The 15,344-nt window shown below is 50.0% G+C and carries 11 protein-coding genes; all 11 read left to right on the top strand.

Translation table 11 applies throughout. The annotated features are described in order from the left end of the window. Nucleotides 1-691 precede the first annotated feature (691 nt). The 11 genes from TX85_RS16690 to eno all read left to right on the top strand — a co-directional run bounded on the left by TX85_RS16690 (nt 692) and on the right by eno (nt 15,132). Complete coding sequence (locus tag TX85_RS16690) at nt 692-1,702, top strand: LacI family DNA-binding transcriptional regulator (protein WP_044480669.1); 1,011 nt, start codon at nt 692-694, stop codon at nt 1,700-1,702. Between the two features lie 105 nt (nt 1,703-1,807). Beyond that, nucleotides 1,808-2,761, top strand: coding sequence for an ABC transporter permease (locus tag TX85_RS16685; RefSeq protein ID WP_044480668.1), 954 nt, complete (start codon nt 1,808-1,810; stop codon nt 2,759-2,761). 17 nt (nt 2,762-2,778) lie between these two features. Next, nucleotides 2,779-3,666: a carbohydrate ABC transporter permease gene (locus TX85_RS16680; RefSeq protein WP_044480667.1), complete on the top strand. Its 888-nt coding sequence runs from the start codon at nt 2,779-2,781 to the stop codon at nt 3,664-3,666. A gap of 78 nt (nt 3,667-3,744) precedes the next feature. Next, entirely contained in the window at nt 3,745-5,388 is a 1,644-nt protein-coding gene (locus tag TX85_RS16675) for a type 2 periplasmic-binding domain-containing protein (protein WP_044480666.1), read from the top strand. Nucleotides 5,389-6,107: 719 nt separating this feature from the next. Beyond that, nucleotides 6,108-7,448 (top strand): glycoside hydrolase family 30 protein, encoded by a 1,341-nt coding sequence (locus TX85_RS16670; protein WP_044480665.1) that lies wholly within the window; start codon nt 6,108-6,110, stop codon nt 7,446-7,448. Between the two features lie 290 nt (nt 7,449-7,738). After that, nucleotides 7,739-8,770 (top strand): sugar-binding transcriptional regulator, encoded by a 1,032-nt coding sequence (locus TX85_RS16665; protein ID WP_044480664.1) that lies wholly within the window; start codon nt 7,739-7,741, stop codon nt 8,768-8,770. A 100-nt stretch (nt 8,771-8,870) separates the two neighbouring features. Beyond that, nucleotides 8,871-9,881, top strand: coding sequence for a type I glyceraldehyde-3-phosphate dehydrogenase (gene gap, locus TX85_RS16660; protein ID WP_044480663.1), 1,011 nt, complete (start codon nt 8,871-8,873; stop codon nt 9,879-9,881). A 417-nt stretch (nt 9,882-10,298) separates the two neighbouring features. Further along, nucleotides 10,299-11,480 (top strand): phosphoglycerate kinase, encoded by a 1,182-nt coding sequence (locus tag TX85_RS16655; RefSeq protein WP_044480662.1) that lies wholly within the window; start codon nt 10,299-10,301, stop codon nt 11,478-11,480. 37 nt (nt 11,481-11,517) lie between these two features. After that, nucleotides 11,518-12,270, top strand: a complete 753-nt coding sequence (gene tpiA / locus TX85_RS16650) for a triose-phosphate isomerase (RefSeq protein ID WP_044480661.1) — start codon at nt 11,518-11,520, stop codon at nt 12,268-12,270. Nucleotide 12,271: 1 nt separating this feature from the next. Continuing rightward, a complete protein-coding gene (gene gpmI, locus TX85_RS16645) occupies nt 12,272-13,819 on the top strand; it encodes a 2,3-bisphosphoglycerate-independent phosphoglycerate mutase (RefSeq protein WP_044480659.1) in 1,548 nt (515 codons plus the stop codon). A gap of 26 nt (nt 13,820-13,845) precedes the next feature. Continuing rightward, nucleotides 13,846-15,132, top strand: a complete 1,287-nt coding sequence (eno, locus tag TX85_RS16640) for a phosphopyruvate hydratase (protein ID WP_044480657.1) — start codon at nt 13,846-13,848, stop codon at nt 15,130-15,132. The last annotated feature ends 212 nt before the right edge of the window (nt 15,133-15,344 follow it).

Raw genomic sequence — 15,344 nt, 5'->3', positions numbered from 1 at the left:
AATTCGTATTTCTATCATTTCCACTAAATTTAAGGTAAGTTTTTTCACTACATGCCCGTAAGATTCATACTTCATGCGGACGAGCGATCACCGTCATGCTGCGAAACACGCGCGCTGGAAGCTGCGCTCGGTGAGGGGTCTACGCATGCGTACTTGGTCGAACATTTTGCTTCATCTACTGAAATAACCCTTGCACTGCGGGCTTGTTGAAATGGGGGTATCCCCAATGATGATACGGTGTTGTCTACTTACTGTTTGAATGCATCTGCGTCTTAGAGTGAGTGCGATGTAATCAGCGCTATAATGCCCTACTCAAGAGTCTGCGTAAAAGGGTATAAGCGTGAAGGTTGGTGCAGTAAAAGCTTTCTGAAAGAAAGCTGCATCGGGAGCATACGCTCGGAGCGTTCGCCTTTGCGTGTGGATTTATACCGTATGATGGCTTAGTTCAATCAAAGAAATCCGCGAACAACAACGATCGAAAGCAACCTTCACACGTTACCCCCGGAACGCAGAAATGTTAGCCTGTTTTATACAGCTGCCCTCTTGCAGCAAACTGCGACACTCATCCCCCGCATCCCTTACGGGATAAGCTATGAGCAAAAATTAATAAAAAAGTATTGTACTGAAAGCGCTTCTATGATACTTTATGAATATATAAAAACGTTTTTATTCAGAGGAGTGCAGTGCTTGTATGGGGAAGGTTACGATTAAGGATGTAGCGAAGGCGGCGGGCGTTTCCATTTCGACGGTATCGAATGCATTGAATGATGTTGACGTCTTGAATCCGGAGACCAAGTCTCATGTGCTGAAGATTGCCAAGCAGCTTAACTACGTGCCTAATCTGAACGGGAAGCTCTTGAAGTCGAAGAAGACGAACATGATTGGCTTTTTCACGACAAGTGTATCCGGTCCGTACTTCTACATTTTGGTTGAGTCCATGGCACGGGAATGCGAACGGCTCGGCTATGGTTTGAACGTGATGGTTACGGCAGACAAACATACGATTATCAGTAATATTCTTGGCAGACGCGTCGATGGCGTGATCATTTATGAAGAATCGCGGATTGACGAGAATGATATAGCTATGATGGAGAAGGATAAAGTGAAGGCGGTATTTCTGGACCGGGTGATCCAGAAGGAAACGATGGGAACCGTGATTTTCAATTCCTATGCTTCGGGCTATGAGGCTACGAAATACCTGATTAGTCTGGGGCATAAAAGGATTGCCTATATTTCCGGCGTGGATACGATGTATGACAGCGTGCAGCGGAAGGAAGGCTACCTGGCGGCATTGCGGGAGCATCAGCTTCCGGCGGATGAAGAGATGATATTACAGGGTTATTTTGAAGAAGAGGGTACTTATAACGCTGTAAAAGGTTATTTGCATAAGTTTCCGGGGAAGAAGCCGGACGCTTTTTTGGCGGGCAACGACTTGAGTGCGATCGGATGCATCAAGGCGCTGCGAACGCATGGTTACGAGGTTCCAAGAGATATTAGTGTGGTGGGCTTTGACGATATTGATATTGCCCAGTATTTCACGCCGCCTTTGACGACGGTAAGGAATCAGATTGCAAGGCAGGGTATTCTCGCAGTGGACCATTTGGTCAATATGATCCACAAGCAGGAGCAAGGGAAGGTTCAGAAGCTGGGCGGGGAGTTGATCGTGCGCGGCTCCAGCCATGTGAGGCTGACCAATTCGTAGGCTGCAATGCTTTTTGGAATAAACCATAAAGGGGGATTTTCATGCCCAATATAAAAACGTTTTTATTATTCAAAAGCGATAGAAAATCCGAAGGAGGAAGACAGCATGGCTAAGTCAGCGGTATTGAAAAAGCCGATAGGACAAAGGATGAAAGAGTTCCTGATTGATTTCGGACGCCAGTGGGAAATTCAATCGATGATCTGGCCCGGCATTATTTTTATGGTTATTTTCTGCTATGTCCCTATCTACGGATTGACGATCGCTTTTAAAAGCTACACGGTCATTGACACCATTGATACCGCTCCCTGGGTGGGTCTGGAGAACTTTCGGATTATCGCAACGGACAAATACTTCTGGGACTCGGTTGTCAATACGCTGGGGATCAGCTTTCTGAAGCTGGCGATCGGATTCGTCATTCCCATTATTCTGGCGATCATGATCTATGAGTTAAGCATGGGCCGATTTAAAAAGATCGTGCAGACGATTTCTTATCTGCCGCACTTTCTGTCCTGGATCGTACTTGGCGGGATGCTGATCACCTGGTTCTCGACGACAGGGCTGTTCAACCAGCTGCTGCTTGATCTCGGACTCATCTCTCAGGCGCAGAATATTTTGCTGGATCCAGAGAAATATTGGTGGATTGCCGTTCTGTCGGATATCTGGAAAGAAGCCGGCTGGGGAACGATTCTGTATTTGGCCATCATGGCTAAGATCGATCCTACCTATTATGAAGCGGCAAAAATTGACGGTGCGAGCCGTCTGAGACAAATCTGGAATATTACCCTTCCGAACATGAAGATGATTATCAGCTTGAACCTGATCCTGACCGTAAGCGGATTGCTCGGCTCCAACCTGGACCAGACACTCGTATTGATGAACTCTCAGAACCGGGCGAAGGCCGAAGTTATTAACTCTTATGTGTACCGGATGGGGATGACGCAAGGTGACTTCTCGTACGCCACTGCCGTTGGTCTGGGTGTCTCCATCGTATCCGTGATCCTGTTGGTCGTAGCCAACAAGGTAACAAGCAAGCTTAATGATAATCAATCCGTCCTGTAGAGAAGGAGGCAGCAGCCATGCAAGCAAAGAGGGTCAAGCAGGATCTCGATAGCAGAATCTTTGACACTGTAAACGTTACCATCCTGCTTTTGTTCACCATGATTATTATCGTTCCGCTGTGGAATGTCATTGTATCTTCCTTTAGCTCCGGGCGGTCCCTGGCGGAGGGCGGCTTCGTCTTCTGGCCCACAGAATTCTCGCTCGAGAACTATCAAGCGGTATTCCGGGATGAGACCATCTGGCAATCCTTTATTATTTCCGTCCTGAAGACGGTTATCGGGGTGCTGACCCACGTGTTCTTCTGTGCCATGATCGGTTACGGCTTGAGCAAGAGCAATGTGCGCGGCCGCAAGCTCTATGTCACGATGGGCGTCATCACGATGTTCTTCTCCGGCGGGATGATTCCGACTTATTTGCTTATCAAATCCCTGGGGCTGCTCAATACATTCTGGGTGTACATCATTCCGGCCCTGTTCAGCTACTATGATGTCGTTATTCTGATGAACTTCTTCCGCAATGTACCGGACTCCCTGGAGGAGTCAGCCAAGATCGATGGTGCGGGCGACTGGAAAATTTTCCTGAGAATCTTCATTCCCTTGTCCATGCCTGCGATGGCGACGATCGCCCTGTTCAACGGGGTGAACCAGTGGAATGACTTCATGACCACCAAGCTCTACATTACCGACCAGTGGCTGTATCCGCTGCAGATGAAGCTGTATGAGATTATCGTGCAATCCCAGACCCAATCGATGCAAAATATCGGCGGATCCGTTGTTATCGAGACGACTACCAAAGGGGTTCAACTCGCAACAATTGTAATCACTACGTTACCGATTGTTGTGATTTATCCAATACTGCAACGGTACTTTATCTCAGGCATGATGCTGGGGGCGGTGAAAGAGTAGTTTTGGCCGTAGAGAAAGACAGGGAGAATACCGGTTGAACCGCAATGAAGTGTTTTTAACAATAAGGAGGGTTTCGGAATGTTTAAGATGAACAAAGGCTTCGGGAAAAAGTCCATGACACTGTGCGCTGCCTTGTTGGCTGCTGCACTTGTAGTTACAGGCTGCGGCGGCTCCGGGGGCGGCTCCAAGGCTAAGGAGGAAGTATCGCTTGAGAACCGCTATACGCCGGATGCTAACACGCCTGCATGGCAGCTGGATACCAAGGAAGAGATGACAGAGCTCACTTGGTATGTGAATGCGGACTGGTGGAACACCGATTTTGGCAATGATGTTGTGACGAAAAAGATTAAAGAGGATTTGAACATCAACATCAAGTTCATTACCGGTGACGATACCAAGCTGAACACGTTCTTCGCTGGCAATGACATGCCGGATTTGATCACCACCTTCGATTCGAACTCGGCAGTTGTACAGAAAGCCTCCACCTGGGCGCTTCCGCTGAATGAGCTTGCTGAGAAGTACGACCCTTATTTCAATAAAGCAGCAGCAGCCGATACGCTGAACTGGTTCAAGCTCGATGATGGCAACACGTATGGCTATCCGAACTACTCCAATACACAAGCCGATTATGATAACGGTACCATTCCTGCGAAGACCGCTTTCATTATCCGCAAAGACGTCTATGAAGCCCTTGGCCAGCCAAGCATCAGCACACCTGAAGAGTTCAAGAGCGTGATGGGACAAATCAAGAGCCAATTCCCGGATCTGATTCCATTCGGCTTCAACTCCATCGGTGAAGGCACAGGCTCCCTGGGCGATGTGTTCCAGGACTTCCTGGGGGTTCCGCTCGAAACCGAGAACGGCGAGTTCTACAACCGCAACCTGGACGAAGACTATCTGGCTTGGTTAAAGACATTGAATGAGTCCTACCGGGAGGGCGGCATCAGTGATGACAGCTTCGCTGACGACGGTCCTGCCTTTGAGGAAAAAGTAAAAGCCGGCAAATATGCAACCATGCTGCTCGACGGAACGCCGCAGCAAGGCGGCAATCTGCAAATTTTCATGACGGCTAACCCGGACAAGGCTTACATGGCTATCGACGGCCCTAAGAGCACCGTTGGCAACGAGCCTAAGCTGAACCAGTCCGGTATCACGGGATGGATGATCAGCTTTATCACGAAGAACTGTAAAGACCCGGCAAAAGCAATCCAAATCTTCACGTACCTGCTAAGCGAAGAAGGCCAAATGCTGATGAACTACGGCATCGAGGGCGAAACCTACACCAAGAATGCCGACGGTACGGTTCAGTTCACACCGGAAGTAAAAGAACTGCAATTGAACAATGCAGACCAGTTCAAAAAGGAATACCGCATGGGCGAATTCATGTTCTTCGGTCATGACCGTCATAAAGCGCTGAGCGCCGATGCCCTCCCTGAATCGATCAAGCAAATGCAAGAATGGGGTAAAGGCAAACTGGTTCCACATTTCATCCTGGAGAACATCAACCCTGATCAGGGTACAGCAGAAGCACGTTCCCTGACGGCAATTAACACAACTTGGAACACTGCGATGGTCAGCCTGATCCGCTCCAAGAGCGAGGCAGAATTCGCTAAGACGCTGGATGCCTACAAGAAGTTCCTTGACGAAAACGGATGGGAAGCCATTGTGAAGGTCCGTACCGAAAAAATGCAAGCAAACAAAGAAAAGCTGGGCATTAAATAACGATATAAGTTGAACCAATAATGCACACTAGATGTCTACGTATAAAGTGTTCTTACGATCGCTGTTGTTCGCGGATTTCTCTGATTGAACTAAGCCATGAGAAGGAAGAACTCCGCTCTCAAAGGCGAACGCTCCCGCTTCTTCAGAACTCTTTATACTCCTGCCTTTTACGTGTAGCTTCTTGAGTTTAACTTATAGAGGTTGTTCAAAAAGTCATCTTTTGATCACGAAGTGTTTCAGGTAGCTGATTCGACATCGAATCTTGCGTTCACCCTAGAAGTCCAAGCGGATGCTTACGAGGTATGCTTCCTTTGGAAGCATTTCACTCATGTAGGTTTTGCCTACACTCCGTTCCTCCTTCGTCAGGTTCTCGCAACCTTATCGATACTGAAAAGCCGACTTTTTGAACATACACTTATATAGCAATACTGATTAATCTGCGAAGGGGCTTTCTCCGGCCGATCACCCGATCTCCGGGAGGGCCCCTTCATTACTAAGTAGATAAGTTGTATTTAAAACATTGTGCAGCCAGGCAAAAGTGAGGGGTGTTCTGAAGAAATGGAATGTTCGCCTTTGGGAGTGGATTCCTACAAAAATTTGATTTTACTTAGATCAAAGGAATCCGCGGACAACAGCGATCGCAAGAACACCCCACACGTCTGCCAGTTACACGCACTATCTTTAAATCGTATTTTCTACTTCAAATTGGAGGGACCATCATGCGAGATCTCACACTCTATTACTCCTCTGGAGAGGACTCACTATTCGTCCAAAAGACCGCGGAGCAGCTCAAGCCTGTCGAGGACGACCCCGTGGTTACGGTAGCACTGGACGAGTCTGTAAGCTACCAGACCCTGGACGGCTTCGGCGCTTCGTTTACCGATTCGGCAGCCTACCTGATTCATCAGGTGCTTCCGGAGGATGTCAGAATGGATCTGATGAAAAAGCTGTTCGACCGGGAGGAAGGCATCGGCCTGTCCGTGCTTCGCAACCCGATGGGGGCCTCTGACTATGCCCGATTCATTTACAGCTATAATGACCTTCCGGATGGAGAGACCGATCCGGAGCAGAAGCAGTTCTCCATCGCTCATGACGAAGCCGACGTCATTCCGCTGGTGCAGGAAGCGCTGCGCCTGAATCCCGAGATCAAGCTGTTCGGCTCGCCGTGGAGCGCGCCGGGCTGGATGAAGACGACCGGCTCCATGCTGGCGGGCGAATTGAAGCCGGAATACTATGCGGCCTATGCCGAGTATTTCGTCAAATATATCAAGGCCTATGCCGAGCATGGCCTGCCGGTCTATGCCGTCACACCGCAGAACGAGCCTCTTTATATGCCGAAGCATTATCCAAGCATGCTGATGCTTCCGGAGGTTCAGGTTGAGTTTATTAGGGATCACCTGAAGCCGGCCTTTGTGAAGCATGGGATCCAGACCAAGATTCTGGCCTATGATCATAACTGGGACCGCCCGGATTACCCGCTGCTTGTGCTGGATGAAGCCGGAGATGCCGTGGATGGCGTGGCCTGGCATTGGTATGGCGGATCGCCTGCCGCGCAAAGTCAGGTGAAGGAGGCTTATCCCGGCAAGGAGGTCCATTTCACCGAAGGCTCCGGCGGGGAATGGATTCCGGCCTTCGAGCCGGCCTTCTCCAATGTGATGCGGACGGGGATCGAGATTCTCCGTAATCATAGCCAATCCCTGGTGCTATGGAATATGGCGCTCGATGAGAAGAATGGTCCGACCGTGCCCGGATTCGGAAAGAGCACCTGCAGGGGAATCGTGACCGTCAATCAGGAGACCCGTGGATTGGAGTACACGCTCGACTATTATGCCCTGGCTCATTTCAGCAAGGTTGCAGCTCCCCAGGCCGTAAGAATCTCCGCAGAAGCGGATCGGCCTGAGGTGCGCTCAGTGGCCTTCAGGAATACGGATGATTCGATCGGAGTGGTACTGTTTAATGATGGAGAGGGCGCAAGTCATATTACATTGCAGCTGCAGGGTGAGAAGCAAGCGAGCCTCCGCCTGGAATCCAAGAGTGCCTTATCTGTATTAATTCGTTAAAAAATTTAGTGTTGTCGCCTATATAGCATGAATGCGCTCCTTTTGGTGAGAATAGACGGGTAGAGACGTCTGATTTTTAGCCAGAGGGAGCGCTGTTTATTTTTCGGGATCAGGGCGGTTCCTGCCTCGGCATGCATAAGCGGATAGACGGAGGTAAATTATACGGTCGACAGGCTTGCAACCGGGATAGAAATTAGTTAAAATATCAGTGGGACTTAAAAAGTTAACCCGGGACATTTTAAGACCAAGGAGAAGGAGAGAGAAAGTCGAAGCTTGCAGGAGTGGAAAGCATGCGAACTATTTTGGAAGTGCAGAAGCAGCTTCTTCCTGATCTCATGGAGATTCTCAAGAAAAGGTATACCATTCTTCATCAGATCCTGTTATCGGATGTGATCGGCCGCAGAACGCTTGCGGTATCGCTGAACATGACAGAACGTGTGCTTAGGGCCGAGACGGATCTTCTGAAGGCTCAGGGCCTGATTGAAATCGAGAATGTGGGCATGAGAATCAGTGATTCGGGCAGAAAACTGCTGGACGACCTGGAGCCGATCGTGAAGGATATCTTCGGACTATCCAATCTGGAGGAGAGAATCAGGGATGCCTTTGGCCTTCGCAAGGTCATTATAGTGCCAGGTGATAGCGAGGCTTCGCTATTAGCCAAGAAGGAGCTCGGCAGAGCCGGCGCCAAGGCGCTGCTTGCAACCATGAATCCTCAAGACGTCGTTGCGGTAACAGGCGGCTCTACGATCGCCGAAGTGGCGGAGCAGCTTAGCCCGCCGGCCAACCTCTCATTGAAGCAATGCTGGTTCGTACCGGCACGAGGCGGATTGGGAGAGAGCCTGGAGATTCAGGCGAATACGATCGCTTCCGGAATGGCGAAGCGGGTGGGTGCAGGCTACCGATTGCTGCATGTGCCTGATTTGCTAGGCAAGGAAGCCTATGAATCGCTTGTCCATGATCCGAACATCCATGATATCGTAGAGATGATCCGGGAAGCAAGAATCATCATTCACGGTATCGGAGATGCGATGGAGATGGCACGCCGACGCAAGCTGGATGGAAGCACGGTCAAGGAATTGCAGGACGAAGGTGCGCTTGCGGAATCATTCGGTTATTATTTTAACGGCGAGGGCGTTGTGGTCCACAAGATGCTGACTCTGGGCCTCCGGCTGGAGGATATTATGCGGACGGAGACCGTGATCGGGATTGCGGGTGGCAAGAGCAAAGCCAGAGCCATCCATGCGGTGCTTCAATTCGGTCAGGAGGATATTCTCGTCATCGATGAGGCCGCCGCCGAAGAAATTGTAAAACTGCTGGATTAATAACTATTTAGACAACATCTTAGATTTAGAAACGTTTATTCATGGCGGGTTAAACAGCCTGTCTTGACTAATAAAAAAAGAACATTGGGAGGATCTATTCATGAGTGTAAAAGTTGGTATTAACGGTTTTGGACGTATCGGTCGTTTGGCTTTCCGCCGCATTCAAAATGTGGAAGGCATCGAAGTAGTAGCAATCAATGACCTGACAGATGCAAAAATGTTGGCTCATTTGTTGAAATATGATACAACACAAGGCAAGTTCGACGGCGAAGTTGAAGTTCATGACGGCTTCTTCAAAGTGAACGGCAAAGAAGTTAAGGTTCTTGCAAACCGCAACCCTGAAGAGCTTCCTTGGGGCGAGCTTGGCGTTGATATCGTTCTGGAGTGCACAGGCTTCTTCACAACGAAGGAAAAAGCTGAGCTTCACTTGAAAGGCGGAGCGAAAAAGGTTGTTATCTCCGCTCCTGCTACAGGCGACATGAAGACTGTTGTTTACAACGTTAACCATGAAATCCTTGACGGTTCGGAAACAGTTATTTCCGGTGCTTCTTGCACAACTAACTGCTTGGCTCCTATGGCTAAGACGCTTCAAGACAAGTTCGGTATCGCCCAAGGCTTGATGACTACGATCCACGCTTACACAGGCGACCAAAACACCCTTGACGCTCCTCACGCAAAAGGCGACTTCCGTCGTGCGCGCGCAGCAGCTGAGAACATCATCCCTAACACTACAGGCGCTGCTAAGGCAATCGGCCTGGTTATTCCTGAATTGCAAGGCAAATTGGACGGCGCGGCTCAACGCGTACCAGTTGCAACTGGTTCCCTGACTGAGCTGGTAACTGTTCTTGAAAAGAAAGTAACTGCTGAAGAAGTTAACGCAGCGATGAAGGCTGCTTCCGATCCAGAAACTTATGGCTACACAGAAGACGAAATCGTATCCTCCGACATCAAGGGTATGACTTTCGGTTCCCTGTTCGACGCAACGCAAACTAAAGTATTGACTGTTGGCGACAAGCAGTTGGTTAAGACTGTAGCTTGGTATGACAACGAAATGTCCTACACAGCTCAATTGGTTCGTACTTTGGAATACTTCGCAAAGAAAGTTAAGTAAGACCCGGCATCAAAGATAAACGCCAAAGAGGAGAACCCTGTGTAGAGGACTCCTCTTTGGTTCATGTTTTTTACACTGCACAATCTATATAAGTTGAACTAGAAAAATACACAGAAAGGGCATAAGTGTGAAGTGTTCTGAAGTGAAAGCTTTCTGAAAGAAAGCTACTTCGGGAGCATAGGCTCGGATAGCGGTCGCCTTTGTGAGCCGATTTCTGCCTTGTCAGAACTTGGTCCAATCAGAGAAATCGGCGAACAACAGCGATCGTAGGAATACTTCACACGTTGCCCCTAGTGTACAATCTTTAGTTCAACTTAATTAGTAGCGACATTCACACACACCGTTTTTTATAGATAAATAGAAGCTTCAAGCTGTATCCTTACGAGAGAAATTAGATGGCTTAGGAGGAACGTGAAGATGAACAAGAAGAGTGTACGTGACGTGGAAGTAAGCGGTAAACGCGTATTTGTCCGCGTCGATTTCAACGTGCCGATGCAAGACGGCCAAATCACGGACGATACCCGGATTCGCGAGACGCTGCCAACGGTTAAATATTTGATCGAAAACGGCGCGAAGGTTATTCTGGCGAGCCACTTGGGCCGTCCAAAGGGACAAGTGAACGAGGATATGCGTCTTACCCTGCCTGCGAAGCGTCTTGGCGAATTGCTCGGCAAAGAAGTGGCTAAGGCTGACGAAGCTGTAGGCGAAGCAGTTAAAGCGCAAGTGAACGCAATGAACAACGGAGACGTCCTTGTTCTTGAGAATGTTCGCTTCTATCCGGGCGAAGAGAAGAACGATTCTGAGCTGGCTAAGCAATTTGCTGAGCTTGCAGATCTGTTCGTGAACGACGCTTTCGGTGCTGCTCACCGTGCGCATGCTTCGACAGAAGGCATTGCTCATCATTTGCCGGCTGTATCCGGTCTGTTGATGGAGAAGGAACTGTCCGTTCTGGGCAAGGCGTTGTCGAACCCTGAACGTCCATTCACGGCGATTATCGGCGGCTCCAAGGTAAAAGACAAGATCGACGTGATCGACAACCTGCTTAACATTGCAGACAACGTGCTGATTGGCGGCGGATTGGCTTACACCTTCTTCAAGGCACAAGGCCATGAAATCGGCAAATCCCTGCTGGATGACAGCAAGCTGGATGTTGCGCTTGGCTTCATTGAGAAGGCGAAGAAGCTCGGCAAGAACTTCGTATTGCCAGTAGACTGCATCGTCGCTGACGATTTCAGCGCAGATGCCAACCATAAAGCCGTTGAAATCGACAGCATTCCTGCAGACTGGGAAGGCCTTGACATCGGACCTAAGACTCGCGCGAAATATGCCGAGATCATCAAGGATTCCAAGCTTGTCGTTTGGAACGGACCGATGGGCGTATTTGAGATCGACACTTTCGCAAATGGTACCAAAGAAGTTGCTGAAGCTTGCGCTACGACATCAGGTTACACTATCATTGGCGGCGGCGACTCCGCAGCGGCAGCTGAGAAGTTCAATCTGGCTTCGAAAATGGACCATATCTCCACAGGCGGCGGCGCTTCCCTGGAATTCATGGAAGGCAAGGCGCTTCCAGGCGTTGTTGCTCTGAACGATAAGTAAGACTGGTTAGTGGACTTAATAAGAAGGAGTGAGCTGCATGAGAACACCGATCATTGCCGGGAACTGGAAAATGTTCAAGACCGTTTCCGAAGCAAAGACCTTCTTCGAGGCTATTAAAGGTAAAGCGGAGGTTGAGGGTGTAGAGAGCGTCATTTGTGCTCCATTCACCAACCTGCCGGCTTTGGTAGAGCTTGCCAAAGGCACGTCGATCAAGATCGGCGCGCAGAACCTGCATTTTGAAGATGAAGGTGCATTCACCGGCGAAATCAGCGGGGGAATGCTGAAGGAACTGGGCGTAGATTATGTCATTATCGGGCATTCCGAGCGCCGGGCTTATTTTGCAGAGACAGACGAGATTGTCAATAAAAAGGTTCATGCTGCGTTCAAGCATGGCCTGACTCCAATTCCTTGCGTAGGCGAGAAGCTGGAGGAGCGTGAAGCCGGACAAACGAAGGACGTCGTGAAGGTTCAGACCGAAGCGGCTCTGAAGGGACTGTCGGCTGAGCAAGCAGCAGAGGTTGTTATCGCTTATGAGCCAATCTGGGCGATCGGCACGGGCAAATCCTCGACTTCCGAGGATGCGAACGAGGTCATCTCTTACATTCGCAGTCTGGTAGAAGGCTTGTACGGCGCGGACGTAGCTGCAAAGATTCGCATCCAATACGGCGGCAGCGTGAAGCCGGAGAATGTGAAGGAATATATGGGCCAAAGCGATATCGACGGCGCTCTTGTGGGCGGCGCAAGTCTGCAGCCGGCATCTTATATTCAATTGGTTGAGGGGGCAAAGTAAGATGAGCGCTCCAAAACCAGTAGCATTGATCATCATGGACGGCTTCGGACTTCGGAATACGGTGGAAGGCAATGCGGTTGCACAGGCTTACAAGCCGAACTATGACCGCTACCTGAAAGAGTATCCGAATACGACACTGACTGCTTGCGGCGAAGCTGTAGGCTTGCCGGAAGGCCAAATGGGCAACTCGGAGGTTGGTCACCTGAACATCGGCGCAGGCCGTATCGTGTATCAGGACCTGACCCGGATCTCCAAGTCGATCCGTGACGGCGAGTTCTTCCAGAACGAGACATTGGTAGCTGCCGTGCGCAGCGCCAAAGCGAAGGGCAAGAAGCTGCACCTGTACGGACTGCTGTCCGATGGCGGCGTGCACAGCCACATTGACCATATGTTCGCAATGCTCGATCTGGCCAAGAAGGAGGATATGCATGATGTGTATATCCACGCTTTCCTGGATGGACGCGACGTGGCTCCGGATAGTGCGAAGGGCTTTATTGAACGCTTGATCAAGAAGATTGAAGAGGTCGGCGTAGGCAAGATCGCCACCGTACAAGGCCGCTACTATGCGATGGACCGCGACAAGCGGTGGGAGCGCGTAGAGAAGTCTTATCGTGCGATGGTGTATGGCGAAGGCCCGAAATATACCGATCCGATTACGGCTGTAACCGAGTCGTACGAGAAGTCGGTGTTTGACGAATTCGTGATGCCAACAGTTATCGTGGACGGACATGATCAACCGATCGGTCTGGTAGAATCTGAGGATTCCGTGATCTTCCTGAACTTCCGTCCTGACCGTGCGATTCAATTGTCCAATGTCTTCACCAATAAGGATTTCCAAGGCTTTGACCGTGGACCGGGCTTCCCGCAAAATCTGCATTTCGTCTGCCTGACACTGTTCGCAGAGACAGTAGATGGATTTGTAGCTTATGCGCCGAAGAACCTGGATAACACCTTCGGTGAAGTGCTTGTCCAACAAGGCAAGAAGCAGCTGCGCATTGCCGAGACTGAGAAATATCCGCACGTTACCTTCTTCTTTAGCGGCGGGCGCGATGTTGAGCTTCCAGGCGAGACTCGTATCCTGATCAACTCGCCGAAGGTTGCAACCTACGACCTGAAGCCTGAGATGAGCGCCTATGAAGTAGCTGAGGCTTGCGTGAAGGAAATCGAGGCTGACAAGCACGACGCGATCATACTGAACTTTGCGAACCCGGATATGGTAGGGCACTCCGGCATGCTGGAGCCAACCAAGAAGGCGGTTGAAGTAACGGATGAATGCGTAGGCAAGGTTGTGGATGCCGTGAAAGCGAAGGGTGGCGTTGTCATCATTATCGCTGACCACGGAAATGCGGATATGGTATTCGATGAGCAAGGCCGTCCGTTTACCGCGCATACCACGAACCCGGTTCCATTTATCGTAACTGACGAGAATGTAATTCTGCGTGAGAGCGGTATTCTGGCTGACGTGGCTCCAACGCTGCTTGACCTGATGGGTCTGCCGCAGCCTGCCGAGATGACAGGCCAGTCCATGATCGCTAGCCGCAAATCCTAATTTCAAACAACAAAGGAGAATATACAATGACTATTATTTCTGACGTATACGCACGCGAAGTCCTTGACTCCCGCGGTAACCCTACTGTAGAAGTTGAAGTTTATCTTGAGTCCGGCGCACTTGGCCGTGCGATCGTACCTTCGGGCGCTTCCACTGGCGCACACGAAGCTGTAGAGCTTCGCGACGACGACAAATCCCGTTACTTGGGCAAAGGCGTTCTGAAAGCTGTTGAGAACGTAAATGAAATCATCGCTCCAGAAGTAATCGGCATGGACGCGCTGGATCAACTGGGCATCGACAAGCTGATGATCGCTTTGGACGGAACACCTAACAAAGGTAAGCTCGGCGCTAACGCTATCCTGGCTGTATCGATGGCTGTTGCCCGTGCTGCTGCTGACGCTCTTGACCTGCCACTCTATGTATACCTTGGCGGATTCAATGCAAAACAACTTCCAGTTCCAATGATGAACATCGTTAACGGCGGCGCACACGCTGACAACAACGTTGACGTACAAGAATTCATGGTTCTGCCTGTAGGTGCTCCTACATTCAAGGAAGCTCTTCGCGTAGGCGCTGAAATCTTCCACAACCTGAAGTCTGTTCTGAAGGCAAAAGGCCTGAACACAGCTGTAGGCGACGAAGGCGGCTTTGCTCCTAACTTCACTTCGAACGAAGATGCATTGTCTTCCATCATGGAAGCTATTGAAAAAGCAGGCTACAAGCCAGGTGTTGACGTATTCCTGGGTATGGACGTAGCTTCCACCGAGTTCTTCAAAGACGGTAAATACCATCTGGAAGGCGAAGGCAAATCCTTTACGCCTGCTGAATTCGTTGACCTGTTGTCCTCTTGGGTTGACAAGTACCCAATCATCACCATCGAAGACGGCTGCTCCGAAGACGACTGGGAAGGCTGGAAGCTTCTTACCGAGAAGCTGGGCAGCAAGATCCAATTGGTTGGTGACGACCTGTTCGTAACCAACACGGAGCGTCTTGAAAAAGGCATCAACGACGGTATCGGCAACTCGATCCTGATCAAGGTGAACCAAATCGGTACGTTGACTGAAACCTTCGACGCCATCGAAATGGCTAAGCGTGCAGGTTACACTGCGGTTATCTCCCACCGTTCCGGTGAATCCGAAGACAGCACCATCGCTGACATCGCAGTTGCGACGAACGCAGGTCAAATCAAGACCGGTGCTCCTTCCCGTACAGACCGTATTGCGAAGTACAACCAATTGCTCCGCATCGAGGACCAACTGGGCGAACTGGCTCAATACAACGGCTTGAAGTCGTTCTACAACCTGAAGCGTTAATCGCATTATATAGAAGAGACCTGATCCGGGTAACCGTGATCAGGTCTTTTTTGTTATTTGGATGGAATTGTGCGTGATGGGATTTGTAAGCGATGGAAGTAGGCAGCGTGGAAGTAGCCCAATCCGGTACATTTGCTTTAGGAGGAAGTACCTGGTCTAGTTATAATGAACGAAACCGACATCCTAATTGCTACTACGTAGGTTAATTGTGG

The sequence above is a fragment of the Paenibacillus antibioticophila genome (genome assembly GCF_000455265.1).
Classification (GTDB): Bacteria; Bacillota; Bacilli; order Paenibacillales; family Paenibacillaceae; genus Fontibacillus; species Fontibacillus antibioticophila.
The sequence above is the reverse complement of the archived record's forward strand: the minus strand, read 5'-3'. Positions and strand labels throughout refer to the sequence as shown.

Excerpts from the sequence above, each read along its gene's own strand:
- TX85_RS16690 (WP_044480669.1), top strand. The coding sequence starts at position 692 with ATGGGGAAGGTTACGATTAAGGATGTAGCGAAGGCGGCGGGCGTTTCC.
- TX85_RS16685 (WP_044480668.1), top strand. The coding sequence starts at position 1,808 with ATGGCTAAGTCAGCGGTATTGAAAAAGCCGATAGGACAAAGGATGAAA.
- TX85_RS16680 (WP_044480667.1), top strand. The coding sequence starts at position 2,779 with ATGCAAGCAAAGAGGGTCAAGCAGGATCTCGATAGCAGAATCTTTGAC.
- TX85_RS16675 (WP_044480666.1), top strand. The coding sequence starts at position 3,745 with ATGTTTAAGATGAACAAAGGCTTCGGGAAAAAGTCCATGACACTGTGC.
- TX85_RS16670 (WP_044480665.1), top strand. The coding sequence starts at position 6,108 with ATGCGAGATCTCACACTCTATTACTCCTCTGGAGAGGACTCACTATTC.
- TX85_RS16665 (WP_044480664.1), top strand. The coding sequence starts at position 7,739 with ATGCGAACTATTTTGGAAGTGCAGAAGCAGCTTCTTCCTGATCTCATG.
- gap (WP_044480663.1), top strand. The coding sequence starts at position 8,871 with ATGAGTGTAAAAGTTGGTATTAACGGTTTTGGACGTATCGGTCGTTTG.
- TX85_RS16655 (WP_044480662.1), top strand. The coding sequence starts at position 10,299 with ATGAACAAGAAGAGTGTACGTGACGTGGAAGTAAGCGGTAAACGCGTA.
- tpiA (WP_044480661.1), top strand. The coding sequence starts at position 11,518 with ATGAGAACACCGATCATTGCCGGGAACTGGAAAATGTTCAAGACCGTT.
- gpmI (WP_044480659.1), top strand. The coding sequence starts at position 12,272 with ATGAGCGCTCCAAAACCAGTAGCATTGATCATCATGGACGGCTTCGGA.
- eno (WP_044480657.1), top strand. The coding sequence starts at position 13,846 with ATGACTATTATTTCTGACGTATACGCACGCGAAGTCCTTGACTCCCGC.